Annotated in this window: 22 protein-coding genes; 7 read left to right on the forward strand and 15 right to left on the reverse strand. The window is 65.1% G+C overall.

The features are described from left to right. Positions 1-5: 5 nt before the first annotated feature. The 14 genes from SO180_RS08330 to SO180_RS08395 form a co-directional block, all read right to left on the reverse strand. Positions 6-1,028 (reverse strand): xanthine dehydrogenase family protein molybdopterin-binding subunit, encoded by a 1,023-nt coding sequence (locus tag SO180_RS08330; RefSeq protein WP_449378328.1) that lies wholly within the window; start codon positions 1,026-1,028, stop codon positions 6-8. Next, complete coding sequence (locus SO180_RS08335; RefSeq protein WP_449378329.1) at positions 1,029-2,618, reverse strand: xanthine dehydrogenase family protein molybdopterin-binding subunit; 1,590 nt, start codon at positions 2,616-2,618, stop codon at positions 1,029-1,031. It lies immediately after the preceding gene. Between the two features lie 11 nt (positions 2,619-2,629). Then, positions 2,630-3,106 carry a (2Fe-2S)-binding protein gene (locus SO180_RS08340; RefSeq protein ID WP_449378330.1) on the reverse strand — a complete coding sequence of 159 codons (477 nt, stop codon included), beginning with the start codon at positions 3,104-3,106 and terminating at the stop codon, positions 2,630-2,632. A 6-nt stretch (positions 3,107-3,112) separates the two neighbouring features. Further along, positions 3,113-3,931 carry an FAD binding domain-containing protein gene (locus SO180_RS08345; RefSeq protein WP_449378331.1) on the reverse strand — a complete coding sequence of 273 codons (819 nt, stop codon included), beginning with the start codon at positions 3,929-3,931 and terminating at the stop codon, positions 3,113-3,115. Positions 3,932-3,933: 2 nt separating this feature from the next. Then, positions 3,934-4,377 carry an SRPBCC family protein gene (locus SO180_RS08350; RefSeq protein ID WP_449378332.1) on the reverse strand — a complete coding sequence of 148 codons (444 nt, stop codon included), beginning with the start codon at positions 4,375-4,377 and terminating at the stop codon, positions 3,934-3,936. A 5-nt stretch (positions 4,378-4,382) separates the two neighbouring features. Next, positions 4,383-4,820 carry an SRPBCC family protein gene (locus SO180_RS08355; protein ID WP_449378333.1) on the reverse strand — a complete coding sequence of 146 codons (438 nt, stop codon included), beginning with the start codon at positions 4,818-4,820 and terminating at the stop codon, positions 4,383-4,385. Between the two features lie 9 nt (positions 4,821-4,829). Next, the gene (locus SO180_RS08360) at positions 4,830-7,739 is read right to left on the reverse strand and encodes a flotillin family protein (RefSeq protein ID WP_449378334.1); all 2,910 of its coding nucleotides are present in this window, start codon (positions 7,737-7,739) and stop codon (positions 4,830-4,832) included. Positions 7,740-7,765: 26 nt separating this feature from the next. Further along, the gene (locus SO180_RS08365) at positions 7,766-8,599 is read right to left on the reverse strand and encodes a phosphoenolpyruvate hydrolase family protein (RefSeq protein WP_449378335.1); all 834 of its coding nucleotides are present in this window, start codon (positions 8,597-8,599) and stop codon (positions 7,766-7,768) included. A gap of 3 nt (positions 8,600-8,602) precedes the next feature. After that, complete coding sequence (locus SO180_RS08370) at positions 8,603-10,819, reverse strand: ABC transporter permease (RefSeq protein WP_449378336.1); 2,217 nt, start codon at positions 10,817-10,819, stop codon at positions 8,603-8,605. Then, a complete protein-coding gene (locus SO180_RS08375) occupies positions 10,812-11,594 on the reverse strand; it encodes an ABC transporter ATP-binding protein (protein ID WP_449378337.1) in 783 nt (260 codons plus the stop codon). The genes SO180_RS08370 and SO180_RS08375 overlap by 8 nt, the downstream gene beginning before the upstream one ends. Then, positions 11,587-12,690: a branched-chain amino acid ABC transporter permease gene (locus SO180_RS08380; RefSeq protein ID WP_449378338.1), complete on the reverse strand. Its 1,104-nt coding sequence runs from the start codon at positions 12,688-12,690 to the stop codon at positions 11,587-11,589. Before SO180_RS08380 ends, SO180_RS08375 begins: the two co-directional genes overlap by 8 nt. Position 12,691: 1 nt before the next feature. Then, the gene (locus SO180_RS08385; protein ID WP_449378339.1) at positions 12,692-13,702 is read right to left on the reverse strand and encodes a branched-chain amino acid ABC transporter permease; all 1,011 of its coding nucleotides are present in this window, start codon (positions 13,700-13,702) and stop codon (positions 12,692-12,694) included. 195 nt (positions 13,703-13,897) lie between these two features. Next, positions 13,898-14,725, reverse strand: coding sequence for a helix-turn-helix domain-containing protein (locus SO180_RS08390; protein ID WP_449378340.1), 828 nt, complete (start codon positions 14,723-14,725; stop codon positions 13,898-13,900). Between the two features lie 127 nt (positions 14,726-14,852). Beyond that, positions 14,853-16,103, reverse strand: a complete 1,251-nt coding sequence (locus SO180_RS08395) for an ABC transporter substrate-binding protein (RefSeq protein WP_449378341.1) — start codon at positions 16,101-16,103, stop codon at positions 14,853-14,855. A 340-nt stretch (positions 16,104-16,443) separates the two neighbouring features. On the opposite strand from SO180_RS08395, the gene SO180_RS08400 reads away from it, so the two are divergent. Continuing rightward, the gene (locus SO180_RS08400) at positions 16,444-17,613 is read left to right on the forward strand and encodes a fumarylacetoacetate hydrolase family protein (RefSeq protein ID WP_449378342.1); all 1,170 of its coding nucleotides are present in this window, start codon (positions 16,444-16,446) and stop codon (positions 17,611-17,613) included. Between the two features lie 120 nt (positions 17,614-17,733). Here SO180_RS08400 and SO180_RS08405 read toward each other — a convergent pair whose 3' ends face one another. After that, positions 17,734-18,873 carry an FAD-dependent oxidoreductase gene (locus SO180_RS08405; RefSeq protein ID WP_449378343.1) on the reverse strand — a complete coding sequence of 380 codons (1,140 nt, stop codon included), beginning with the start codon at positions 18,871-18,873 and terminating at the stop codon, positions 17,734-17,736. Between the two features lie 294 nt (positions 18,874-19,167). Here SO180_RS08405 and ytfQ point away from each other — a divergent pair, with 294 nt between their 5' ends. The 6 genes from ytfQ (at position 19,168) to SO180_RS08435 (ending at position 25,522) form a co-directional block, all read left to right on the forward strand. Beyond that, positions 19,168-20,133 (forward strand): galactofuranose ABC transporter, galactofuranose-binding protein YtfQ, encoded by a 966-nt coding sequence (ytfQ, locus tag SO180_RS08410; RefSeq protein ID WP_449378344.1) that lies wholly within the window; start codon positions 19,168-19,170, stop codon positions 20,131-20,133. Positions 20,134-20,315: 182 nt separating this feature from the next. After that, positions 20,316-21,860 carry a sugar ABC transporter ATP-binding protein gene (locus SO180_RS08415; protein ID WP_449378345.1) on the forward strand — a complete coding sequence of 515 codons (1,545 nt, stop codon included), beginning with the start codon at positions 20,316-20,318 and terminating at the stop codon, positions 21,858-21,860. Beyond that, the gene (locus SO180_RS08420; protein WP_449378346.1) at positions 21,857-22,849 is read left to right on the forward strand and encodes an ABC transporter permease; all 993 of its coding nucleotides are present in this window, start codon (positions 21,857-21,859) and stop codon (positions 22,847-22,849) included. The genes SO180_RS08415 and SO180_RS08420 overlap by 4 nt, the downstream gene beginning before the upstream one ends. Next, the gene (gene yjfF / locus SO180_RS08425) at positions 22,846-23,826 is read left to right on the forward strand and encodes a galactofuranose ABC transporter, permease protein YjfF (protein WP_449378347.1); all 981 of its coding nucleotides are present in this window, start codon (positions 22,846-22,848) and stop codon (positions 23,824-23,826) included. Before SO180_RS08420 ends, yjfF begins: the two co-directional genes overlap by 4 nt. Then, the gene (locus SO180_RS08430) at positions 23,823-24,593 is read left to right on the forward strand and encodes a FadR/GntR family transcriptional regulator (protein ID WP_449378348.1); all 771 of its coding nucleotides are present in this window, start codon (positions 23,823-23,825) and stop codon (positions 24,591-24,593) included. The genes yjfF and SO180_RS08430 overlap by 4 nt, the downstream gene beginning before the upstream one ends. Positions 24,594-24,595: 2 nt before the next feature. Then, positions 24,596-25,522: a Gfo/Idh/MocA family protein gene (locus SO180_RS08435; RefSeq protein WP_449378349.1), complete on the forward strand. Its 927-nt coding sequence runs from the start codon at positions 24,596-24,598 to the stop codon at positions 25,520-25,522. Positions 25,523-25,524 lie beyond the last annotated feature (2 nt).

Genomic DNA, 25,524 nt, shown 5'->3' on the forward strand with positions numbered 1-25,524 from the left:
AAACCTCAGCGCCGCGCCTGCGGCCGCGCGCCGCCCTGGGCCTTGATCGCGCGCAGCACTTTTTCAGGCGTGATCGGCAGATCGTCGATGCGCACGCCGACAGCGTTGAAGATCGCGTTGGCAACGGCGGGCAGCACCGGATTGGCGCACATCTCGCCGGGACCTTTGGCGCCGAACGGGCCATCGGGAGCAGGGCGCTCCAGCACGGCGATGTCGTGCGGGCAGATGTCACCAGGCCCGGGCATCGGGTACTCAACGAAGTCGCGCGGGCCGTGCACGGGATCAGGATAATAAGGTTCCGGCGTCTCGTAGAGCGCGTGGCTGACACCCATCCAGGCGCCGCCGACGAGCTGCTGCTCGACGAGGCGCGGGTTGAGCGCGCGGCCGAGCTCATAGGCCGAATCCATGCGCACCATGGCGACCTCGCCAGTTTCATCATCAACTTCGACCTCGGCGACGAGGCAGGCATGCGCATAGCAGGTCGCCGGCGACATCTCGCCGGTCTCCGGGTCGACGTCGGACAGCGGCACCAGGAAGATGCCGCGACCCGAGATGGTCTTGCCCTGCTTGAACTGCGCTGCGATCGCGACGTCCTTGGTCGAGATCGAACGGTGCGGCGCGCCCTTGACGTGGATATTGCCGCGCCCGTCGGTCTCGAGGTCGGCGGCGTTGACCTCGAGCTCCTCGGCGGCGGCCTCCATCATCACACCGCGGGCTTCGCGAGCCGCAGCCATCACGGCATTGCCGACGCGATGCGTGCCGCGCGAAGCGAACGAGCCCATGCAATGCGGGCCGGTGTCGGAGTCCGCCGTGTCGACATAGACGTCCTCGACGGGCACGCCGAGCGTCTCCGCGCAGATCTGGCGGGTCACGGATTTCATGCCCTGGCCGAGATCGATCGAGGACAGCGCTACCGTGAACTTGCCGCTGGGATTGGAATGCACCAGCGCCTGGCTGGGATCACCGCCGAGATTCATGCCGATGGGATAGTTGATCGACGCCATGCCGCGTCCGCGATGCCGGGTCATCTAGCGCCTCCTGGTGCCGAAGACGGAGGAGAAGCGGGTTGCGCCGTGCGAGGGGGCTGTCGGCCGCGGTGATGGCGGCGGTGCAGGTGGCGGCGGCTCACGCGGCGGCTCGCGGGTGACGGTGGGAGGCAGTCGGTCATAGGTCGTTCGCTGCTGCGCCGTCGCGGCGGGTCGCGCGCGAGATTCTGTTGGCGTCGGCGGAATGACGGCACGACTGCCGCCGCCGTCCTTGCGCGAGGACGCTCGCCTGAACTCTTCGCGGATCGGCCATTTGGCCTTTTCGGCTGCCACCTGCACGCACTCGATCAGCGCCGTGTTCTTCGCCTCGCGCCGATGCGCCTTCATGTCGCCGTCGCGATAGGCGTTGAGGATACGGAACTCCATCGGGTCCATGCCGACGAGATGCGCCAGCTTGTCCATCTGGCATTCGATGGCAAAATCCATCGCGGTGACGCCGAAGCCGCGCATCGCGGTCGCCGGCGTGCGGTTGGTGAAGACGCAATAGACGTCGCCATAGACGTTCGGGATGGTGTAGGGCCCGGGCAAATGCGCGGCGCACTTGACGGCTGCGTAGCTCGACAGTCGCGTATAGGCGCCGCTGTCGAAATAGGCGCGGATCTTGCGGGCGACGATGCGGCCATCGCGCATCACGCCATCCTTGATGTAGATGCGCTCGGCGCCCCGCGGCGGGCCATATTGCATCTCCTCCTCGCGCCCGAACACGTAGCGCACGGGGCGCCCTGTCAGCATCGCCCCGAGGATGGCGAGTGGTTCGGTCAGCGTATCCACCTTGCCGCCAAAGCCGCCGCCGACGGTGCCGCCGATGAAGTGGAAGGTGTTGGAGGGCACGTCCAGGATCTTGGCGCAGGTATCGACCGAGAAGAACAGCGCCTGGGTCGAGGTGTAGACGACGTAGCGGCCATTGGTGTCGGGCGCCGCGATCGCGCCGTTGGTCTCGGTCGGCGCATGCTCGATCGGCGACATCTGATAGCGCTGCTCCAGCACGTGATCGGCCGTCGCGAGCGCCGCGTCCGCATCGCCGAAGCGGAGCTTCTGATGATCGTAGACATCGTGATAAGTGAAGGTGTTCTTGGGATAGGTCTCATTGACCACGGGCGCGCCGGGCTTCAGCGCGTCCTCGACATCGAACACGGTCGGCAGCGGCTCGTAGTCGATCCGCACCTTGGCGATGGCCTCAAAGGCCTCGCGCTCACTGTCGGCAACGATGGCGACAATCGGCTCGCCCTTATAGCGAACCTTGTCGACGGCCAATGACGGCTCGTCGTCCTTGCCAAAATTGATGAGGCTCAACAGGGTGTTGAGATTGCGCGGTACGTCGGCGCCGCGGATGATCCGGCGCACGCCAGTCGAGCGCTCGGCTTCAGTCGTGTCGATGCGGCGCAGCCGCGCATGGGGGTGGGTCGAGCGGACGACTTTCAGATGCAGCATGCCTTGCAGCTTGTGATCGCCAAAGTAGGTCGAGGTGCCCGTGACGTGGCCGAGCATGTCCTGGCGCTGCGTGCCCTTGCCGATCTCCTTGAGATTGTCGTCGCGCTCGTCGGCGAAGATATCCTTGCGCAATTCCAGCATGGCAGATGTCCTCAGGCGCTGGCCCGGCCGCCCGAGGCGGCGAAAATGGCGTTGATGATCGGTTCGTAGCCGGTGCAGCGGCAGATGTTGCCGGAGATCGCTTCCACGATCTCGGCGCGGCTCGGCTGTGGATTACGGTCGAGCAGGGCCTTCGCAGCCATCAGCATGCCCGGCGTGCAGTAGCCGCATTGGGCCGCGAAATTGTCGGCGAAGGCGCGCTGGAGAGGATGTAGGCTCGGGCCTTGCTTCAAGCTGTCGAGCGTTTCAACGGAACGGCCGGCCACGGTCTCCGCCAGCGTCAGGCAGGAGAGATAAAGCTCGCCATCCACAAGCACGCTGCACGTGCCGCAGCCGCCCTGGCCGCAGCCGAATTTCGGCGTCATGTCGCCAATCAGCTCGCGCAGTGCCACCAGCAGATTGGTGCCGCCATCGACGAAGATGGCGACGTCGCGGCCGTTGTGACGAAATTGCAGGGGAGTCTTCGACATGACGGTCTATTCCTGACCCGAGAGAAGGCGACGCAAATGCACACCGACGATCTCGCGGCGATACCAGGCGCTGCCGAGTGCATTGTCGGATGGTGATGTCCCTTCGCCCGCGGCGGATGCTGCGGCGGCGATGGTAGCGGCGTCGAGCGAACGGCCCTCCAGCGCGCGCTCGGCGGCGCGCGCGCGGATCTGCGTCGGCGCCATCGATCCCAGCGCGATGCGCGCGCCGGCGATGCGGCCGCCGCTGATGGGCAGATGCGCCGCGAGGGTGATGACGGAGCCGCCCTTGGGCTTGATGCGGGCGATCTTGCGATAGCGGAAGGCCTCCGCACTTGCCGGTCGTGTACAGGAAACCGACAACACCAGCGTGCCGGCCTGACGCTCGCGCGATTGCAGGAATTCCTCGATCGGGATATCGCGCGCGCCAAAACCGCCTTGCATGGCGACGGTGGCATCGAGCGCAAGCAGGGCGACCGCGAAGTCGCCATATGGATTGGGTGCGAACAGATTGCCGCCGACCGTTCCCATGTTGCGCACTGCAGGCCCGCCGATCGAACGGGCAGGGGCGTGCAGGAAACCGAGATCGCGCTCGGCCAGAATCTTCGCAAAGGTCACGCCGGCGCCGAGCGTGACGCGCGGACCAGATGCGTCGATCCGGGACAGCGCCTGATCGTTGGCGCGCACGACGGTCGAGATCGAGATATCGCCCTCATTCAGTGCGCGCATCACGAGCGTGCCGCCGCCAAGGTAGCGCGCGCTACGGTCCGACGACAGGGCTGCGGCCGCTTCGCTGGAATTCGTAAAAGTCTTCACCGTCACAGACATGGCTACGTGGCCTCCTTCAGATGCCGGCGGATGGCCTCGAAGCCGGCCTGGTAAATGTCTTCCGCGACCTTATGGGTGATGCGGGCCGCGTCCTCGGGTTTCGTCGTGAAGCGCGATTCCCAGTGCCAGAAGGTGCGGTCGCCGTCGGTGACCGGCAGCAGGCGGACATGGGCCACGTAGTTGAACATGGGAATGGGTGTATCGAGAAGGCAGTAACTGAAGGTCTGTTCGAGATCGGAGAGCGCCAGCAACTGCTCGCGCAGCTCCGAGCCGTCCTTCAGCTTGAACCGCCTGATGCAGCCGATCTTGTCGGAGGGGTGTGCACGCTCGATCGAGGTGGTCGCGACCGCCGGATGCCAGCGGTCATGGCCGTTGAAATCGCGCAGCACGGCCCATGCAGCGTCGCTCGGCGCGTCCAGGATCGTGCTTTTGACGATATGCGGCACGGCCGTCACCCTCCGAACACCCGCTTGAGCGCGTCGAAGCCGCCCTGGAATACGCCGCCGCCGATATTGTTGACGAGCTCGGTCTCCCGCTCCGGCGCGCAGTCGAATTCGGCGGTCCACTCCATAAAGGTCTGGTCGCCGTCGGTGACCGGAGTGAGGCGCAGCGTCGCGACATAGTTCTCGACGCCCATGGGAGATTCCAGGATCGAATAGGTGCAGAACATGTCGTAGTCGGAGAGGCCGAGCAGCTTCTCGCGGATGCGGTCGCCGTTGCGCAGGCGAAAATCCCTGACGCAGCCAATTTTGTCGGAGGGGTCGCCGCCCTCGATGCGGCTCTCGGCGATTGCCGGGTGCCAGTTCGGCATGCCATTGAAGTCGCGCACCCGCGCCCAGACGCGGTCGTTACGCGCATTGACGACGGTTGAGACGTAGACGCGGGCCATGATGCGACCTCAACTCTTCTTCCGTGGGCCACGCTCGGCCGGCGGCCCACCTTCGGTGGAGGGCGCGGGCGCGGCGGCCGGCTTGTCGCCTCCACCTCCGCCGCTCTTGCGTGTGGAATCCTTGATGCCCTGCATGTCGCGGGCCTCGCGGATCAGACCCGGCATTTTGGCGAGGCTGCCGCCTTCGACGCCGATGTCGGAGAGGATGGAGTCGATCAAGGGCGCCTGGACGCGGTAGCGCAACGCCGAATCGATCACCTCGTCGGTGGCACTGCGGCCGCCATTGCCACCGCCATGGCCGCTACCGTTGAGGCCGTCGACCTGGAGGATACGGATGCCCTCGATCTTTTCCATCGGCTTGACGCTCTCGCGCACGATGCCTTCGATGCGATCGAGCAGCTTTCTGCGGAACAGCGAGTAGCGCGCTTGATCGGTCAGCACGTTCTCGGCCTCGTTCAGCATCCGCTGCGCTTCAGCCTCGACCGCGGCGCGAACACGCTCGGCCTCGGCGGCAATGCGCGTCTCCTCGGCCTGCTTCTCGGCGAGCAGCACCTCGACCGTCTTGCGCCGCTTGGCGATCTCGCTCTCCCGCGCCGTGACGACGCGTTCGGCCGCTTCCGTTGCCCGCATGCGGGCTTCCTCGGCCGCGGCGCGCGCAGCCGACTCCTCCAGCGACTTCTGATGGATGGCGATGGCCTTTTCCATCAGGACCGTCTCGACCTCCTTCTCGCGGTTCACTTCCAGCTTCCGCAGCTCGCGCTCGCGGCCGATGCGGGCTTCGTCCAGACCCCGGTCGGAGGCAATGCGGGCACGCTCGACTTCTTCGCGTGAGGCAATCTCGGCTTCCTGCAAGGATTGGACGCGCGCGACCTCGAGCTGCTCGATCGCGCGGCGGCGCTCGATACGGGCGGCTTCCAGCGCCTGCTCGCGCGAGACGTCCGTGGTTTCGACCTCCTTGCGCGCGACGATCTCGGCCTGCCTGACCTGGCGGTCGGCGTCGATGCGCTCGGACTTCTTGGTCGATAGCGCGATGACGCGATCCTCATCCGCGATCTCGATCGCCTTCTTCTGCTCGATGTTGAGCACTTCGCGCTTCTTGGAGGAGTTGATCCGCTCGGCTTCGAGCGCGAGGTCGACGCCAATGCGCTGGCGCTCGATGGCGTCGCGCCGCTTCAGCTCGGCCGCCTCCAATACGCCGGTTCGCTCGATTTCGAGCGCGCGGGTCTCACGCTCGGCCTGGATGCGCTCGGCGGCAACCGCTTTCTCCTGCGCGATGCGCGCGGCCTCGATCGCCTCGCGGGAGGCAATGTCGGCTTCCTCGACAGCGCGGTTGCGGGCAATCTCGAGTGAGCGGACCCTCTCTTCCTGGGCAATGCGGGCGGCTTCGGTGGCTTCGCGTGCAGTGACACCGGCGATATCCAGGGTCTGGTTGCGGTCGATCTCCAGCTGCCGCGTATTCTGCTCGGCGGCGATCCGCTCCGCAGCAAGTGTGCGCTCGCGTGCGATCCGCGCGGCCTCGACTGCCCGCTGCGCCTCGATCTCGGCCTCCTGGATGGTGCGCACCTGCTGGATCTCCAGCGCGCGGGTGCGTTCGTCGGACGAGATACGCTCGACATTGACAATCATGGTCTGGGCGATGCGGGCCTTTTCAGTAGCCTCGCGTGCAGCGATCTCGGCCTCATCGACGGCGCGGGTACGCTCGATCTCACGGCGCCTCGTCTCTTCCTCGTTGGCAATGCGGGCGTCGGTCACCACGCGATCCTGCTGGATGCGGGCTTTCTCGATAGCTTCACGCGCGGCGATCTCGGCTTCCTCGACGGTACGCATCCGTTCGATCTCGCGCTGGCGCACCTCGCGTTCGGAGGCGATGCGCGTCGTATCGATCGAGCGCTGGTTGGCGATCCGGGTCTTTTCGACCTCCTCGCGGGCGAGCAGCTCCTTCTCTTCGATGGTCCGGGTCCGCTCGATCTCCTTCTGGCGGGTCTCGCGCTCGGAGGCGATGCGGGCCTCGGCAATCGCCTGATCGTTGGCGATGCGGGCCTTCTCAATGGCTTCGCGCGCGGAAATCTGCGCCTGCTCCGCCTCGGTTTCGCGTAGTGCGCGCTCCCGGGCGACCTCGGTGCGCTGAAGCGCGCGGCGCATCTCGATGTCGCGTTCCTGCTCGAGGCGCGCGGTCTCGCTTTCGCGCTCGATCTCGAGGGCCTGCCGCTCGGCTTCCAGATTGCGCGAGCGAATCTTGATCATCGAGTCCTGCTCGATGTCGTTGCGCAGCTTGCGCTTGGCCTCGATGTCCTCCATCAGCCGCGTCAAGCCCTCGGCGTCGAAGCGGTTCGAGGGGTTGAAGAATTCGAGGTCAGTCTGGTCGAGATCGGTGATCGCGACCGATTCGAGTTCGAGACCGTTCTGGGCGAGGGCTTCGGCGGCGTTGGTCTTGACGCGCGCGACGTAGTCGCCGCGCCGCTCATGCATCTCCTCCATGGTCATCTCGGAAGCAACCGAGCGGATGGCGGAGATGAACTTGCCGGCCAGCAGGGCGTGGAGCTGCTCCGGCTCCATGGTGCGGCGGCCGAGCGTGGCGGCCGCGATCGAGACCGCTTCGCGGGTCGGCTGCACGCGGACGTAGAAGTCGGCCTCGATGTCGACGCGCATGCGGTCACGAGTGATCACGGCGTCCTGCCTGGAACGTATGATGCCCATTGGCAGCACGTTCATGTTGACCGGCGTGTAGTCGTGGATGAAAGGCAGCACGAAAGCGCCGCCATTGATGACCACGCGTTCGCCGAGGAAGCCGGTCCTCACGAACGACACCTCCTTGGACGAGCGGTGGTACAGCCAGTTCACGATGTAGACGCCAACCACGATGACGACGATCGCGACGATCAGCCAGAGGATCAATTCACCGACCAAAATCCCCGACATCTTTCCCTCCCTCGAACGTGTCGGCGTCAGCGCGCGCCGATCGCCTTGAATCTGCGAACCTGGTCCGTCAGCGCCCGCTCCACGGGCAGGCGCTCCATCGAGGACGCGCCGTAGAAGCCGTGGCAGCGACGGGTGTTCTTCATGATGAAATCGGCATCCGCGGGATCCGCGATCGGACCGCCATGGGCGAGCACCAGAATGTCCGGGTTGATACTGAGCGCGGCTGAGGCCCAGGTGTCGATATGCGCCGGGCAATCGGCAAGCTTTGGCGCGGTCTGCGCCCCGATCGTGCCGCCGGTCGTGAGACCGAGGTGACAGACGATGATATCGGCGCCCGCGATCGCCATCGCGGCGGCTTCCTTCTCGCTGAAGACGTAAGGCGTCGTCAGCATGTCCTTCTCGCGCGCTTTCGCGATCATGTCGATCTCCAGCGCGTAGGACATGCCGGTCTCCTCCAGATTGGCGCGAAAAATCCCGTCGATCAGCCCGACCGTCGGAAAGTTTTGCACGCCGGCAAAGCCGAGTGCCTTGAGCTGGTCCAGGAAGGCGTCCATGTCGCGGAACGGATCAGTGCCGTTGACGCCGGCGAGCACCGGTGTGTTGCTGACGACGGGCAGCACTTCGCTGGCCATTTCCAAGACGATGGCGTTGGCATCGCCGTAAGCCATGAGGCCGGCGAGCGAGCCGCGCCCGGCCATGCGATAGCGGCCGGAATTATAGATGACGATGAGATCGACACCGCCGGCCTCTTCGCACTTGGCGGAGAGGCCCGTGCCGGCGCCGCCGCCGACGATCGGCTCGCCGCGCTTTGCCATCTCGCGAAATCGCTTCAGCAGTGCCGCCCGTTCAAACCTGGCCATCGGTCACCTCACCATTCTCCGGCGCGCCCCGGTGCGTCCGAACAGGGTTTTGAACGCACTGACAATCGTGGAGGCGAACTCGGGATCGTTGATGTTGTTCTTGACGCGGATGAGCTGACGATTGCTCGTCTGTCGCACCGTGCGTTCGAGCGCACGGAACAGCGCGGCATCGGCCTCGGGGTCCCAGAACGGCCGTCCCTGCGCATCGAGCGCGGAGACGCCTCCCTCGGGAATGAAGAACCGCACCGGCCCGTCCATCTGGTTGAGCCGCTCGCCGATCCATCGCCCCATGCGCTCGTTCTCCTCGACCGTGGTCCGCATCAACGTGACTTGCGGATTGTGGACGTGGAATTTGCGGCCGCGATAGCGCTCGGGGATGGTGTCGGGCGCGCCGAAATTGACCATGTCGAGCGCGCCCGCAGAGCCGACATAGGGTACGCGGCTGCGGATGATCGCGCCGAACCGGTCCTCGGTGGCCGGAAACACGCCGCCCATCAGGAGGTCGCAGACCTCCGTCGTCGTGAGATCGATAACGCCCGCAAGCTGGCCGGACTCGACCAGCTTCTCCATCGAGCGTCCGCCGACGCCGGTGGCGTGGAAGACGAGGCATTCGAAATCATCGCGCAGATCGGCTGCGATCTTCTGCACCGCCGGAGTAGTCACGCCGAACATGGTGATGCCGATAGCGGGCAGGCTTGCGCTTGCGGCGCGCTCGTTCGCCTCGCCCTGCTCGAGACGCGCCTTGACCATGCCGCCGAGCGCGTTGGCGCCGTTGGCGAGCACCGCGCGGGAGATCGAGTTGAGGCCCTGCACGTCGGTGACTGAGTACATCATCGTGATGTCGGCCGGCCCGACATAGGGGCCGACGTCGCCGGATGCGACCGAGGAGATGATCAGCTTCGGGACGCCGACGGGAAGGGCGCGCATGCCGGGTGCAACGAGCGAGGCCGCGCCCGAGCCACCGGCCGAGATGACGCCGGCGACGTTGCCCTGGCGGCGGAGCCAGCTTGCGAAGGCGTCGGCCATCGCGGTGACGGCAAGGCCGCGGTCGGGTCCGAACACGGCCGATCCGCCACGGCCGTGGTTCAAGGCGATCTCTTGGGCGGAGACGTCGCAGCTCGTGTGCCTGCCGCTGGTGGAGACGTCGACGAGGCGCGTGCGCAGGCCGCTTTCCGCGATGATATCGCGGATGAAGCGCAGCTCAGTAGCTTTGGTGTCGAGAGTGCCGACGACGAGTACGACGGGCGGGCCGGAGGTTTGCGCCGCAACCGGTTCACGCTTGCGCCGCGCCGTTTCGTCGAGGCGCGCGACTTGCGTCGAGAGCGTGCGCGCCGCGGCCTCGATGCGGGCGATCGGAACTGGCTGCGACCAGCGCGTCGGCGGCGTCGGATTGGAGATGTAGATACGGATCGGACCACTCGGACGCGTAGGCTGCGGTGCAGCTTTTGCCTCAGAACCGGCCGCGGGAACATCGATGTCCGCCTCGAGCCCGGCATGAAGCCCAACACCAAGCAGGCGCTGCTGCAAGTCGCGGTCGGCGGCAAGGCGAACGGAATCGATGATGCGATTGATCCGGCCGTTCACCATGATCGCCACGTTGCGCGAGATCGCGGTGGCAACGCCGATGTTCTGCTCAATCACAAGCACCGACATGTCGCCGTCCTCGCCGAGCCGCAGCAGCATCTCCTCGACCTGGGCGACGATGACGGGCGCAAGACCCTCGGTCGGCTCGTCCATGATCAGGAGCTGCGGATTGGTGAGGAGGGCGCGCGAGATCGCGAGCATCTGCTGCTCACCGCCGGAAAGCTGGCCGCCGCCGTGGCCCTTGCGCTCGGCGAGTCGCGGAAACGTGTCGTAGATGCGTTCGACGGTCCAGGCACCACTGCGGATGCCGCCGGCAAGCCGCAAATGCTCGTCGACGCTGAGCGACCGCCAGAGGCGGCGTCCCTGCGGCACATAGCCGACGCCGAGGCGCGCGATATGCGCCGGCGGCCGCCGCGTGATGTCTTCGCCCCGAATACGGATCGAGCCGCCGCTCACCCGCACCAGCCCCATGATCGCCTTGCACAGCGTGGTCTTGCCCATGCCGTTGCGCCCCACAACGGAAAACACGCCGGCATCGAGCGCGAGGTCGACGCCCTGCAGGGCGTGCGAATGGCCGTAATAGACGTCGAGGCCCTTCACCTCGAGCGCCGGCGCGGAACGGCGGACCTCATTCATGGCCGCCTCCCAGATAGAGCTCCTGGACCTCGGGGTCGGACTGGATCTCCTGCGGCAGGCCCTCCTTGAAGATGCGCCCGTTGTGCATCATCGTGACGCTCTCGACGACGCGCAGCGCCACGTCCATGTCGTGCTCGATGATGATGTAGCCGATATGGGCGGGCAACGAGGTCAGGATCTCGATCAGCTCCAGCCGCTCGGTCGGCGACAGGCCCGCGGCCGGCTCGTCGAACAGCACGAAGCGCGGGGCGCCGGCGAGCGCGAGCGCTATCTCGAGCTGACGTTGCTGGCCGTGTGCGAGCTCGGCGACGCGTTGATCCCTGACGTTCGTCAGATGCACCGCCTGCACGAGATTGTCAGCGGCATGCATCAGCGCGTCATTTTGGCCCGGGCGCAGGAACGAGAAGCGCCCGCGCGAGACGCCGCGGCAGGCGAGGTAGACGTTGTCCTGCACCGTGAGGCCGGGGAACAGCGCGGAGATCTGGTAGGTCCGCCGTAGGCCGCGGCGGATGCGCTCATACGGTGGGAAGCGCGTGATGTCTTCGCCGAAGAAACGGATGGTGCCGGAGGAGGGCGGGAAATCGCCGGTGATGCAGTTGAACAGCGTGGTCTTGCCGGCGCCGTTGGAGCCGAGCACGGCGCGCCGCTCGCCGGGCCGCACGGTGATGGTGACGTCGGTCAGCGCAGCGAGCGCACCGAACAGCCGCGTCACGCCGCGCAGCTCGAGCGCTGCTCCGGCGCCGACGGTCGAGAGGCGATGGGCGACGCTATCCATGACCGGATCCTCGACTGGATCCTTGGCTACTCCGCCCACCCGGGCGCGTCGGGGTGGTGCGCTGGCGCCAGCGCTGCCACAGGCCGATGACGCCATCCGACGACCAGAAGACGATGGCGAGGAATCCGAGCCCGATCAGCAGCCGGAAACGGTTGCCGTCGAGCCCGATCTTGACCAGGAAGTCGAGCGCGAAGGTACGCAGCAGCACGAAGATCAGCGCGCCGATGTAAGGGCCGATGGGCCGCGTTATGCCGCCGACGATCGCAATGATGAGAATGTCGATGCAGGCGCCGACGCTGACCGAGCCGGGCGAGATCTGTCGGTAGTTCCAGACCTGCAACACACCGGCCAGCGCGGCGACGAAGGATGCGAAGGCGTAGGCCGCGACGCGATGGGCATTGACGTTGAAGCCGAGCGTCGCCATGCGGCGCGGATTGTCGCGCACGCCCTGCAAGGCAAGGCCGAACGGCGCCCGCGAGATGTATTCGACCGCGAAATAGCACAGCGCGGCAACGCCGAGCACGATGTAGTAGAAGGGAATATCGGCGCGCCAGTTGATGCCCCAGAAGCGCGGCGTGCCGACGTTGTTGATGCCGGTGTGGCCGTTGAAGATCGCCCAGTTCTGGTTGGTGAAGTAGTAGAAGGCGGCACCGATCGCCAGCGTGATCATGATGGTGTAGATGCCCTCGGTCCGCACCGCGAGCGCGCCGCCGAGCGTGCCGAAGGCGGTGGCGAGCGCGAGCGCCATCGGCACCGCAAGCCACCACGGCCAGCCCAGGCTGATATTGGCGTTGTCGCTGGTGCCGAACACGGCGACCATGTAGGCGGCAAAGCCCGCGACGGTGAGCTGCATCAGGCTGACCATGCCGCCATAGCCGGCGAGGAACATCAGGCTCAGCGCGATGGTGCCGAGGATCAGCGTCGTCGCAAAGATCTCGATCAGGAAGAAGCCGTTGGCGATCAGCGGCATGATCAAAAGGATGACCGCGACGATCCAGGCGGCGGGATTGTCGATCTCCGGCCAGCCACGCAATGCGGGCCGGTGCGCGCCGGAGGCGGTGCGAACGGAAACGCGTGCGTCGTGGGTGACCGACATGTCAGCGCCTCGCAAGCAGGCCTTGCGGCCGGAGCGCCAGCACCAGCACCATGATCAGGAAGGTCACGACGATCGCATAGGTCGGGATGTAGACCGAGCCGAGCTGCTCGGCGAGGCCGATGATCAACGCGCCGAGCGCCGCGCCGGGGATCGAACCCATGCCGCCAACGATCACGACGACGAGGGAGGCGAGCAGGAAGCGGATGTCCTCGCCGGGCGAGAGCGATTGAAACGTGCCACCGACGACGCCGGCGATGCCGGCAAGCCCGGCGCCCAGCGCAAACACGAGCACGAACACGACCTGGATGCGCACGCCGGTCGCGGCGAGGATGTCTCGGTCATCGACCCCGGCGCGGATGATCATGCCGATCCTGGTGCGGTTGAGCGCCAGCCACATCGCGATGCCGATCACCACGGAAGCGGCAAAGATGACGAGCCGGACCAGGGGATAGCGCAGATAGACCGGCTCGCCCGAGGATTTGAGCGCTGTGATCAGCGGCAGCTCGACAGGGCCGATCAGCCAGTTCGGGGTCTGGATTTGGTAGAAGTCGCCGCCGGCGGCCCACAGCATCAGGTCGGCAAACACGATCGAGAGCCCGATCGTCACCATGGTCTGGCGCAGATCCTGGCCCTCCATGCGGCGGAAGACGATGACCTGGAGCAGGATGCCGACCAGCGCTGTCAGGATGAAGGCGACGATGAAACTCAGGATCCACGAGCCGGTCGAGGCGCTGATGGCGTAGCCGACATAGCCACCGAACAGATAGAGCGAGCCGTGCGCGAGGTTGACGTTGCGCATCAGGCCGAAGATCAGCGTGAAGCCGCTTGCAACCAGAAAGTAGAGGCCGCCGAGCGTGATGCCGTTGAAGACGGCATTGAGGAACACCCGCTTGCGGCCGATCGCCTCTTCCAGCCCCGGCGGCCAGACTGCGAAGATCAGCCAGAGCGCGAGCGCTATCGCGATGATGACGATCAGTGCCCATGCAGGATGGCGTTCGACAAAGCGGGTCATGGCAGCCGCTCCACCGCGGGCGCGCCGCGCCGACGATCATTCCGATGCAGGTCAGACAGCCCTGAGCAGGCTGCGTACCACGCCATGGACGTGCATCTCCCTGGGCTCGCGATCCTCTGGCGGGATCGCGTTCCGCGCATCCTAGCGAGGACACAAGGAGGGCGTTTGATCGAGAGTATCTTTTCGCGCGCGGCGCTACGCGCGCAAAACCTTGGCGGCGCGGCGATAATCGGTCGGGGCCATGCCGACATTGGCAGCGAAGAAGCGGGTGAATCCGCTCTGCGAGGAGAAGCCGAGATCAAAGCCGATATCGGCGATCGGCGCTTCGCTCGCGACCAGTGCCTCCAGCGCCTGCTCCATGATCAGCGTGTTGAGGTAGAGATGCGGGGTGACGCCGGTCTGGGTCCGGAACAGCCGGTAGAAATGCGGGCGCGACAGGCCGGATTCACGCGCGATGGTGTCGAGCTCCATCTCGGCGCCCGGACTTTCCGACATCAGCTTGATGCATTTGCGCACGCGGAAGTCGGTGACGGCGCCGGCCGCCCGGGCATCGCGGGCGATCTCGGCCTGCTGCCAGCTTTCGTCGTAGCAGATATCGATCAGCCGCCTGAGCTCTGAGTCGAGGCTCGAGAGCGAGGGGGCGCCGCACACCAGCGCGGCGGTCCGTCTGATGTGCTTGTCGAGCGCCGGCGTGCGCTTGAATTGGGTGCGGCCAAAACGCAGCCGGTCGGCGCCGGGCGCATCGGGCGCGAACCACTCGGCGTTGACGTAGAGCACGAAGAAGATCGCGCCGGCGTCGAGATCGGAGGGCAGGAAATTGTGCGGTTCCCAGGGATTGACGGCGACAACGGAGGTTTCATTGAGTTGGAAACGCCCATCGCAAACGTCGATGCACGCAGGCATGCCGCCGACATGGAAGATCAGATGACCCTCGCGATGCGCGTGGATGTTGAAAGGGCGGTTCAACTGGTAGACCGTCGCCCGACCAAACCGGCCATGGAAGACGGCGAGCGCCCGGCTCATGCCATCCCCTCCCGATGTTCTGTTGTTTTGCCGTTAGCGTTCAACAACCGGGGAGAGATTGCAAGGGCGGTGAGATCCGCGCCTCGCAAATCGCTCCCCGGTCGCCGCGGTTGCGAACGTGATTGCGTCAGTACTTCTTACATTCCGGTACTGTACGGCTCGGCAGCCCGATCTTGGCAAACACCGCCGGATCGTAGCCGAGGGTCTGGTTCACGTTCGGAATCACCTTCACGACCTTCGAGAACAGCGCGCCCTTGCCGTCATCGACGACCTCAGTCACGAAGTTGGTGCCGATCGCCTGGCGGTTGGAGTCGAGCTTGATCTTGCCGTTCGGCGCGTCGATCTCGAGCTTGGCCAGCGCAGCCTTGTACTTCGACTGATTATCGCTGAGATCACCGTTGACCTGGCGCAGTGCGAGGATCAGCGCCATGGTCGAGCCGTAATAGTTGGTCGCGAGCAGCGACGGGCTCGGGAAGCGCTTGTTCGGCGGGAAGGCGTCCTGATAGTCCTTCACGAACTTCTGCCAGCCCGGATCCTCCCAGGTGTCGGCCTGGCCGCTCGCTGCCAGCGTGCCGATCAGCGCGTTCTTTGCGTTGCCCTTGGAGGACAGGATGGTCTGGTCGATCATGATCGAGCCGCCCATCAGGTGCGCCTTGCCGCCGGCCTGCTGGTACTGGTTGAGGAAGTTGACGGCGTCGGCGCCGCCCAAGCCAAGATAGATCGCATCGACATCGTCGGGGAGCGCGGCGATGACCGAGGCAAAGTCCTTGGTGCCGAGCGGCACCCATTGCCGATTGGTGACCTGTCCGCCCATGCCGCAGAATTCGAGCACGAGGCCGAACACCTGCGTGTAGATGAAGGAATAGTCTTCGCCGACCGTCGCGATCTTGCGATAGCCCTTGTTCTCATAGGCGTATTTGCCGAGGCCAACCTGCCACTGCGCGCCGTCCATGTTGTAGCGGAAGAAGTTTGGCGCGGGATCGACAAAGGTAGTTTCCTGGGCGCCGGAGGCCGCGTTGATGAAGGTCAGCTCGGGATGGGTTTTCGCGAAATTCTTCACCGCGATGCCTTCGTCGCCGGACAGCGGCGAGAGCAGGATCTGCACCTTGTCCTGCTCGATCAGCTTGCGCACGGCACGCACGGCGGAATCAGGCGTTGCATCGGTCGAGGCGATGATGAATTCGAGTTCCTTGTCGCCGACCTTCTTGCCGAGCACGTTGAGCGCCGTCTGATGGCCGCGGATGCCGTCCTCGCCGAGCACGGTGTAGGTGCCTTCGAGGGTTGCGGTGACCCCGACCTTGATCTTCTCCTGAGCCATGGCTGCGCCCGAAAGCAACAGGCTGCTCAGCGCGATAAGTCCCACACTGCCTTTCAACATTGCTCTCCTCCCTTTAGTCGTCATTTTTGTCGTCATTATTTGACGGTAGCTGGTCGGCACGACGCTCACGGTTCTTGAATGAAGGCTAACCGAACTCGGATGCAGCGCACGCGTCGGAGCCATGCGTGGCTTAACGGGCAGTCTCATTTTGAATGTTGCGTCGCAAATGGTTCCGCGGTGCAATAGGCGAAGGAATGCGGCGTGGTTGAATCGCATGCTGCCCAGTGGCGGAGCGCCCGCAAATGGTGTTTTTGGTGCTGGGGAGCGGCGCTCCTGCCGTGTCGCGCGGGTGACAACGAACGAGAAAAGGACCGATGCAATGAACTCGGAAACGGCCAGAATGACACTGACGGCGAAGGATGTTTTGCCGGAGGACGGGACGCGCGGCACGCTGGTCGGCCGCGTCTGGCTGCCGCAGGTTAATGGTCCTGCCGTGGTCGCGGTACGTAGCGACGGCGTGTTCGACATCACAGCGCGGTTTCCGACCATCAGCGCGTTGTGTGAGGAGGCCGATCCGTCAAAGGCTGTGCGCGAGACCAGGGGCGAGCGGATCGGCGATCTCGAGGCGATCGCGGCCAACACGCCGCCCGACCAGCGCGATCGGCAAAAGCCCTGGTTGCTCGCGCCGGTTGACCTTCAAACCCTGAAAGCCGCCGGCGTGACCTTTGCCGTCTCCATGCTGGAGCGCGTGATCGAGGAGCGGGCGAAGGGCAACCCGGCGTCGGCCGAAGCGATCCGGAAAGAAGTGACCCGGCTGATTGGCGACGATCTGTCTAAGCTCAAGCCCGGCTCGGACGGGGCGATGCGGCTGAAGCAGGTGCTGATCGAGCAGAACGCCTGGAGCCAGTATCTCGAGGTCGGCATCGGCCCCGATGCGGAGGTTTTCACCAAGGCGCCGGTGCTGTCGTCCGTCGGCGCCGGCATGGATGCCGGGCTGCATCCGAAATCGACCTGGAACAATCCGGAGCCGGAGCTGGTGCTGTTCGTGTCGAGCCGCGGCAAGATCGTCGGCGGTGCGCTCGGCAATGACGTGAACCTGCGCGACTTCGAAGGGCGCTCGGCGCTGCTGTTGTCGAAGGCCAAGGACAACAATGCCTCCTGCGCCATCGGCCCGCTGCTGCGGCTGTTCGACGACACCTTCTCCCTCGATGACGCACGCAAGCTGGACATCAGCCTCAGCGTGATGGGGCAGGACGGATTTGTGCTCAACGGCCATTCCTCGATCAGCAAGATCAGCCGCGATCCCACTGATCTCGTCGCGCAGACGATCGGCACCGTCCATCAATATCCTGATGGCTTCGTGCTGTTCCTCGGCACGATGTTCGCGCCGGTCGAGGATCGCGATGCGCCGGGGCAGGGGTTCACCCACAAGCACGACGACATCGTCACGATCGCAGCCCCCGCGCTCGGCAAGCTCACCAACCGCATGCGCACAAGCGACGAGTGCGAGCCCTGGAGCTTCGGCATCGGCGCGCTGATGAAGAACCTGGCGCAACGCAAGCTGATCTAAGCCAATGACGACTTCGGATCGGAGCACCGACTCGTTCGGCTCCAGGCCAGGTGTGGTTCACCACCGACACCTGGCGTTCCGACGGGCATGAGGAACAGCTGGTGAGGGCCATCCGTCCATTCAGGCGAAAGCCGAGTACCGCGACAGCCGAAAGAAGGGTTCGACATCGTACGTTGGATCGATGGCGAGGCGGGCAAGTTTTTCGCCGATAGCAGGCGCAAACTTCGCGCCGTGACCCGAACAGGGCGAGGCGACGATCAGCCGGGAATTCGGCCATCGATCGATGATGAACTCCTGGCCGTTGTCCGGTCGGTGGTCGGCTGGCAGAGTGTTGGTGTAGAGGCAGATGTCGCGATCGACGATCGGACCGGAAGCGCCCGGGACGAGCTCGGCTAGCGCTTTTCCGACCGGCAACAATTCAGCATCGGTCGCCGGCCGGTCCCAGTCGTCGGCGTCCACCTTCGGTCCATGATTATGGGGTGCCGCTTTCACGCCACGCAGTTCGAAATCCGGGAAACCATACACGACATCGTTGGGGCCGCGTTCAAGGATGAACAGTGGAAAGCGGGCGGGTGACACGGTCTCGGGTCGGATGGCCTTAAACCAACCCACGGCCTGCCGCGTCACTTCGAGAATCGGAGCGATCTTGGGCAGGGCGCGGCCGAGCCATGGGCCAAGAGTGAGGATGACCTGCCGGGCGAAAACCTCCCGGGTCTTGGTGCGCACCATGACGCCGTCCGGACGACAGTCGATCTGCGCAGCTTCCGGAAAAATCCGCGCGTCGGCGCGCGTTCGCATGATCCTGAGGGCGACTTCGGCCTTTAGAATGGCCCCACCGTCCTGCACGACCACATCCCAGTCGGCAGGTAGAGCAAATGCGGGGAATTCCCGGTTTGCCGTAGCGGCCGACCAAGTGGGATCCGCATGGCCCTTCGCTATCGCCGCAGCGCGCGAGGCCGCGACCATCGCCGATCCGGGCCGGCCGGCCTCCAGAACCGGAGACGGTATGAGAATTGTTTTGCCGGTGTCGGCCTCCAGCCGCTTCCAGCCCGCAAGGGCTGCGTCGCTCAGATCGGTATAGTTGTCATTCTCGAAGTTGAAACGTCGGAACACCCGACATGAACCGTGAGAGGAGCCGCGATTATCGCCGGGGCCAATCGGGTCGAAGCCCAGCGCATCAACGCCGGCGTTCAGCAATGCGTCGAGCGCCGCGCTGCCCATGAGGCCGAGCCCGATTACGGCGACATCGCACGTCCGCATTGCTCCACCTTCCGACCGGTGCGCACAGCGCTAACAGAGTTCAAACTATACTGAGCCCTTCGATAGGCGACTCCACATTTTCGCGTTCGTCTTTTTGTCGTGTTTGGGGGGAAAATCGCGCGTAGCGAGCGCGCGTGAAAAAATTTTGAGGATCAGTCATATAGTCAAATAATATGACTATACGGCACCAGACTTCCGTGAAATAGTGCCTCCCGCCGCCCCGAGGGGCGGTCTAGCAGGTGCCATAATACCAATTGGCATCCGAGATAAACATTTTTTTGGGAGACACGCCTGATGACCCTCAAAGCCCTCTTTGCGGCCAGCGCCACCGCCGCACTGCTGCTTTCGCTGCCGGCCAATGCCGGCCAGCTCACCATCGGTTTTTCGCAGATCGGATCGGAATCCGGATGGCGCGCCGCTGAGACCTCGGTCTCCAAGCAGGAAGCGGCCAAGCGGCAGGTCAACCTGAAGATCGCCGACGCCCAGCAAAAGCAGGAGAACCAGATCAAGGCGATCCGGTCCTTCATCGCGCAGAACGTCGATGCGATCTTTCTCGCGCCGGTCGTTTCGACTGGATGGGACGCGGTGCTGAAGGAGGCCAAGGAAGCCAAGATCCCGGTCGTGCTGCTCGACCGCGACATCGATCCGTCGGGCAAGGACCTCTATCTGACCGCGGTCACCTCGGACAGCGTGCACGAAGGTGCCGTCGCCGGCGAGTGGCTTGCCAAGACGGTCGGCGAGAAGGCCTGCAACGTCGTCGAATTGCAGGGCACCGTCGGCGCCAGCGTCGCCACCAACCGCAAGAAGGGCTTTGACTCCGTCGTCGCCAAGCATCCGAACCTGAAGGTGGTACGCAGCCAGACCGGCGACTTCACCCGCGCCAAGGGCAAGGAAGTGATGGAGAGCTTCATCAAGGCCGAAGGCGGCGGCAAGTCGATTTGCGCCGTCTATGCGCATAATGACGACATGATGGTCGGCGCGATCCAGGCCATGAAGGAAGCCGGTCTCAAGCCCGGCAAGGACGTCCTGACCGTCTCGATCGACGCGGTTCCCGACATCTTCAAGGCGATGGCCGCAGGCGAGGCCAATGCCACTGTGGAGCTGACGCCGAACATGGCTGGGCCCGCGCTCGACGTCATCGCCGCCTTCAAGGACAAGGGCACCGCTCCGCCGAAGTGGATCCAGACCGAATCGAAGCTCTACACCGCCTCCGACGATCCGCAGAAAGTCTACGACAGCAAGAAGGGCCTCGGTTACTGAGCCCTATCGTGCGCCACTGTGGCGGGCGAGCATGATCCGGAAAAGTGTGTAGCGGTTTTCCGACCAGATCATGCTCAAACTAGACGCTCCGGTGGCGCACCCCCGTTCGAAACTGCTAAGCGTGGTGAATTGGCTGGACGTCCGCAATCCCACAAGCGGACGCCGGCGGGAGTGACGTCGCAATGGAGACCGGCCCGGATTCTGCCCCTTGTCTGCTCGAGGTGCGTGGGATCAGCAAGAGTTTTGGTGCTGTGCGCGCGTTGCAGGACGTCGATTTCACGCTCCGCGCAGGCGAGATCCATGCCCTGCTCGGCGAGAACGGCGCCGGCAAGTCTACGCTGATCAAAGTGATCACCGGCGTATTCCCGCGCGATGCGGGTATCGTTCGGCTCGGCGGCGTCGAGGTTGCGCCGCGATCGTCGAAGGCGGCGCTCGAGGCAGGTATTGCCACCGTCTATCAGGAAGTAAACTTGTTGCCCAATCTGTCGGTGGCGCAGAATCTGTTTCTCGATCGGCAGCCGATGCGCTTCGGCATCGTCCGCGAAGGCGAAATGCGCCGGCGAGCAAAGGCGTTGCTTGCCGAATTCGGCCTCGACATCGATGTGGCGGCGCCTCTCGGCAGCTACTCCGTCGCGATCCAGCACGTCACTGCGATCGCCCGCGCCGTCGATTTGTCAGCGCGCGTTCTCATTCTCGACGAGCCGACTGCGAGTCTCGATCGTCATGAGGTCGACATTCTCTTCAAGATCATGCGCCAGCTTGCCGGCCGCGGCATCGGCATCGTCTTCGTCAGCCACTTCCTCGACCAGGTCTACGAGATCTCCGACCGCATAACCGTCCTGCGCAATGGCCGCCTGGTCGGCGAGCGCGAGACCGCATCACTGCCACGGCTCGACCTGATCCGCATGATGCTCGGCCGCGAGCTTGCCGAGACCACCAGCGTACGCGCGGCTGCGAGGGAGCATCAGGCGCGCGAGATCTGCGCGAGCTTCGAGAACTACGGGAAGGCTGGTCACGTCGCGCCATTCAATCTGGAGCTGCGCCATGGCGAGGTCGTGGGTCTCGCCGGCCTCCTGGGCTCGGGGAGGACCGAGACGGCGCGGCTGGTGTTCGGCGCTGAGCGTTCCGATCAGGGCCAGGCGAAAGTGGAAGGTGCCCCCGTCCGGCTGCAAACTCCGCGCGACGGCGTCCGCCACGGTTTTGGCTATTGCCCGGAGGAGCGCAAGACCGAAGGCATCGTCGCCGAGCTCACGGTGCGCGAGAACATCGTGCTCGCGCTCCAGGCCAAGCGCGGCCTCTATTTGCCGCTGTCGCGCCGCGAGCAGGATGAGATCGCCGCGCGCTTCGTAAAACTGCTGGACATTCGTCCGCCAGATCCCGAGCGTCCGGTCGGCCTGTTGTCAGGCGGTAATCAGCAAAAGGTGCTGCTGGCGCGCTGGCTCGCGACCTCGCCGCGGCTCCTTGTGCTGGACGAGCCGACCCGCGGCATCGATGTCGGCGCGCATGCCGAGATCATCCGCCTGATCCGCGAGCTCTGCGACGACGGGCTGGCGCTGCTCGTGATCTCCTCCGAGCTCGACGAGATCGTCACCTATTCGGATCGCGTCGTCGTGCTGCGCGATCGCGCCCATGTCGAGGAGCTGCAGGGCGAGGCGATCGACGTCTCCAATATCTTGGCGGCGATCGCCGCCGATGGCAGTGCCGTGGCGCAGGAGGGCAGGCCATGACCGCTCTTCTGCCGCGCCGGGGCCTTGCCCAGATCTTTGCGCTGATCGTCATCCTGGCGGTCGACCGCGCAGTCTCGCCGCAATTCTTCGATCTGCGCTTGCAGGACGGGCGGCTGTTCGGCAGCCTGATCGACGTGCTCAACCGCGGCACGCCGGTGGCGCTGCTCTCGCTCGGCATGGTGCTGGTGATCGCGACACGCGGCATCGATCTTTCGGTTGGCGCGGTCATGGCGATCTCCGGCGCGATCGCAGCGAGCTTCGCCGACAGTCATGGCTTGCCGGTAGTGCTCGCGGCTGCGCTCGGTGCGGGACTCGTCTGCGGCCTCTGGAATGGCTTCCTCGTCAGCATCCTCGGCATGCAGCCAATCGTCGCGACGCTGATCCTGATGGTTGCCGGCCGCGGCATCGCCCAGCTTATCACCGAGGGCCGCATCGTGACCTTCACCTCGCCCGATCTGGTCTGGCTCGGCAACGGCGCCATCCTCGGCGTTCCCGTGCCGGTCGTGATTGCCCTGGGGATGCTGATCCTCACCGGCGCCGTGGTGCGCGGCTCCGCACTCGGGCTCCTGATCGAGGCGACCGGCGGCAATGCGCGCGCGAGCGAGCTTGCCGGTGTCGGCACCCGCGCCATGATTTTGGCCGTCTATGTCTGGTGCGGCGTGTGCGCGGCGCTCGCCGGCGTGATCGCCGCAGCCGACATCATGGGGGCTGATGCCAACAATGCCGGTCTTTGGCTCGAGCTCGATGCAATCCTGGCCGTCGTGATCGGCGGAACCTCGCTGTTCGGCGGCCGCTTCAGCCTCTTGCTCGCCGTGCTCGGCGCGCTCATCATCCAGACGATGAACACGGGCATTCTCTTGTCGGGCTATCCCCCGGAATTCAACCTCCTGGTCAAGGCCGTGGTCGTGCTGGCGGTGCTGCTGTTGCAATCGCCGAAGCTGACCGGTATGGCCGGCATCATGGCGCGTATCCGAGGGACGAAAGCATGAAAGGCCTGTCGCCCGTCCTCATCACGGCCATCGTGCTCGTCGCGGGCTTTGTGCTTTGCGCGCTGCAATTTCCCAACATTGCCTCGACCCGCGTGGTCTGCAATCTCCTGACCGACAACGCCTTCCTCGGTATCGTTGCGACCGGCATGACCTTCGTGATCATCTCGGGCGGCATCGACCTGTCGGTCGGCTCGGTGATCGGCTTTACCACCGTGTTCGTCGCGCTTGCAATCGAGCGCTGGGGCATGCCGCCGCTGGTCGCCTTCGTGGCGATCCTGGCGCTGTCCGCGGCCTTCGGCGCGGCGATGGGCGCCGTCATCCATCTGTTCGACCTCCCGCCGTTCATCGTCACGCTGGCCGGTATGTTCCTCGCGCGTGGCGCGAGCTTCCTGCTCTCGACGGAATCGGTGCCGATCACCGCGCCGATCTATTCGACGGTCTCGGACTTTGCGCTGCGACTACCAGGGGGCGGCCGATTGACGGCGGTTGCGATCATCATGCTGGTCATCGTGATCGGCGGAGCGTTGCTGCTGCAGCTCACCCGCTTCGGCGCCAATGTCTATGCGCTTGGCGGCAGCCGGATCACGGCGAGCCTGATGGGTGTTGCCGTCGGCAAAATGACTGTTTGCATCTACATGCTTTCGAGCCTGCTTGCAGGCATCGCCGGCATCGTCTTCTCCTTCTACACCGGCGCCGGCTATTCGCTCTCGGCCGTCGGCGTCGAACTCGATACCATCGCGGCGGTGGTGATCGGCGGCGCGCTGCTCACGGGCGGGCAGGGCTCGGTGGTCGGAACGTTCCTCGGTGTCCTCATTCAGGGTCTGATCCAGACCTACATCAATTTCGACGGGACGCTGTCGAGCTGGTGGACCAAGATCGCGACCGGGGTTTTGCTGTTCGCCTTCATCGCCTTGCAGCAGGTCATGATCGCGATCGCGCGCCGGCCAGCCGTGAGATCCGCGGGAGCCACGTCATGACCTCGCGCATCGTCGTCATCCCGACGCGGCGGGCCCATTCCAACCACGCGGAAGTGTCCCGCTCGATCGGAATCGACATCATCGCGGGTCGCTATGCCGAAGGCACGCGGCTGCCTGGTGATGCCGAGCTGACCTCGATGTTCGGCGTCTCACGGCCGGTGTTGCGCGAGAGCGTGAAGACCCTCGTGGCAAAAGGTCTGCTCACCACCAAGGCGCGGGTTGGCACAGTCGTGCGCGAGCGCGGCGCCTGGAACATGTTCGATGCCGACGTGCTGGCCTGGCATCTCGACGCCGGCATCGACAAGCGCTTCCTCAACGACCTCGCCGAGATCCGTCTTGCGGTCGAGCCACGCGCGGCGATGCTCGCGGCCGCGCGGCGCTCGGAGGAGGACCTCGCCGAGCTCAAGCGCAGCATGGACCGCATGCGGCGGGAGGCCTCGGATTCCGCCGCCTTCGCCGACGCGGACCTCGCCTTGCACGTTGCCGTGGCGCGGGCATCGGGCAATCTGTTCATGCGCTCGATCGGCCATGTCATCGAAGCCGCCTTGCGCGCGTCCTTCCTGCTCAGCGCGCCGGTCGAGGTCGAGGATCGCGACACGGTGCTGCTCTGGCACCAGAAGATTGTTGATTCGATCGCGGCGGGCGACGTCGAGGCCGCCTCGGCCGCCATGGTCTTCGTCATCCACAATGGCATGAGCCGCCATGAAGGCACGGTGATCGAGACGGCGCCGGCCGAGGTGGCGCCCTCGGCTCAATCTGGAGAATAAGCGTGACGGAACTTCGCATCGCCATCGTTGGCTTCGGCAAGATCGCGCGCGACCAGCACGTCGCCGCGATCGCGGCAACGCCGGGCGCAACCCTTGCCGCCATCGCAAGCCGCAATGCTTCGCTGCCGGACCTGCCGCATTTCGCCAGCATCGAGGAGCTGCTCGCAAAGGGGCCGCCGATCGATGCGGTATCGCTGTGCACGCCGCCGCAAGTGCGGCGTGTGCAGGCCGTCGCGGCGCTTGCCGCCGGCAAGCATGTGATGCTGGAGAAGCCGCCGGGCCTCAGCCTCGGTGAGCTCGACCCGCTGGTCGCGATGGCGATGGGCGCGAAACGGACGCTGTTTGCGACCTGGCATTCGCGCTTTGCCCCCGCCGTCGAGCCGGCGCGGCAATGGCTCGCCGCGCGCAGCATCAAGTCCGTGCACATAAGCTGGAAGGAAGACGTCCGCGTCTGGCATCCGGGGCAGGGTTGGATCTGGGAGCCGGGCGGGCTCGGCGTGTTCGATCCCGGTATCAATGCGCTGTCGATCCTGACCCGCATCCTGCCGCGTCAGGTGTTCGTGACGGCGGCGGAGTTGTCCTTCCCCGCCAATCGCGAGGCGCCGATTGCGGCGAATCTGACACTCTCCGACGCAGGCGGTCTGCCGATCACGGCCGAATTCGACTTCCGACAGACCGGCCCGCAGAGCTGGGACATCGTGGCCGAGACCGATCAGGGCCGGATGATGCTTTCGGGCGGCGGCGCCCGCATGGCCGTCGATGGCAAAGTGCTTGCGGAAGAGCCGGAAGCCGAATATCGCGGGCTCTACCGGCGTTTCGTCGAGCTTGCGGCGACGGGCGAGAGCGATGTCGACCTGACGCCGTTCCGTCTCGTCGCCGACGCCTTCATGCTTGGCAAGCGCAACGTCGTCGAACTGTTCGTGGAATGATC

This window comes from Bradyrhizobium sp. UFLA05-112, from assembly GCF_053572325.1.

What these genes read in the sequence shown, in the direction of transcription:
- SO180_RS08330 (WP_449378328.1), bottom strand. Translation starts at nt 1,028, where the DNA reads ATGACCCGGCATCGCGGACGCGGCATGGCGTCGATCAACTATCCCATC.
- SO180_RS08335 (WP_449378329.1), bottom strand. Translation starts at nt 2,618, where the DNA reads ATGCTGGAATTGCGCAAGGATATCTTCGCCGACGAGCGCGACGACAAT.
- SO180_RS08340 (WP_449378330.1), bottom strand. Translation starts at nt 3,106, where the DNA reads ATGTCGAAGACTCCCCTGCAATTTCGTCACAACGGCCGCGACGTCGCC.
- SO180_RS08345 (WP_449378331.1), bottom strand. Translation starts at nt 3,931, where the DNA reads ATGTCTGTGACGGTGAAGACTTTTACGAATTCCAGCGAAGCGGCCGCA.
- SO180_RS08355 (WP_449378333.1), bottom strand. Translation starts at nt 4,820, where the DNA reads ATGGCCCGCGTCTACGTCTCAACCGTCGTCAATGCGCGTAACGACCGC.
- SO180_RS08360 (WP_449378334.1), bottom strand. Translation starts at nt 7,739, where the DNA reads ATGTCGGGGATTTTGGTCGGTGAATTGATCCTCTGGCTGATCGTCGCG.
- SO180_RS08365 (WP_449378335.1), bottom strand. Translation starts at nt 8,599, where the DNA reads ATGGCCAGGTTTGAACGGGCGGCACTGCTGAAGCGATTTCGCGAGATG.
- SO180_RS08370 (WP_449378336.1), bottom strand. Translation starts at nt 10,819, where the DNA reads ATGAATGAGGTCCGCCGTTCCGCGCCGGCGCTCGAGGTGAAGGGCCTC.
- SO180_RS08375 (WP_449378337.1), bottom strand. Translation starts at nt 11,594, where the DNA reads ATGGATAGCGTCGCCCATCGCCTCTCGACCGTCGGCGCCGGAGCAGCG.
- SO180_RS08380 (WP_449378338.1), bottom strand. Translation starts at nt 12,690, where the DNA reads ATGTCGGTCACCCACGACGCACGCGTTTCCGTTCGCACCGCCTCCGGC.
- SO180_RS08385 (WP_449378339.1), bottom strand. Translation starts at nt 13,702, where the DNA reads ATGACCCGCTTTGTCGAACGCCATCCTGCATGGGCACTGATCGTCATC.
- SO180_RS08390 (WP_449378340.1), bottom strand. Translation starts at nt 14,725, where the DNA reads ATGAGCCGGGCGCTCGCCGTCTTCCATGGCCGGTTTGGTCGGGCGACG.
- SO180_RS08395 (WP_449378341.1), bottom strand. Translation starts at nt 16,103, where the DNA reads ATGTTGAAAGGCAGTGTGGGACTTATCGCGCTGAGCAGCCTGTTGCTT.
- SO180_RS08400 (WP_449378342.1), top strand. Translation starts at nt 16,444, where the DNA reads ATGACACTGACGGCGAAGGATGTTTTGCCGGAGGACGGGACGCGCGGC.
- SO180_RS08405 (WP_449378343.1), bottom strand. Translation starts at nt 18,873, where the DNA reads ATGCGGACGTGCGATGTCGCCGTAATCGGGCTCGGCCTCATGGGCAGC.
- ytfQ (WP_449378344.1), top strand. Translation starts at nt 19,168, where the DNA reads ATGACCCTCAAAGCCCTCTTTGCGGCCAGCGCCACCGCCGCACTGCTG.
- SO180_RS08415 (WP_449378345.1), top strand. Translation starts at nt 20,316, where the DNA reads ATGGAGACCGGCCCGGATTCTGCCCCTTGTCTGCTCGAGGTGCGTGGG.
- SO180_RS08420 (WP_449378346.1), top strand. Translation starts at nt 21,857, where the DNA reads ATGACCGCTCTTCTGCCGCGCCGGGGCCTTGCCCAGATCTTTGCGCTG.
- yjfF (WP_449378347.1), top strand. Translation starts at nt 22,846, where the DNA reads ATGAAAGGCCTGTCGCCCGTCCTCATCACGGCCATCGTGCTCGTCGCG.
- SO180_RS08430 (WP_449378348.1), top strand. Translation starts at nt 23,823, where the DNA reads ATGACCTCGCGCATCGTCGTCATCCCGACGCGGCGGGCCCATTCCAAC.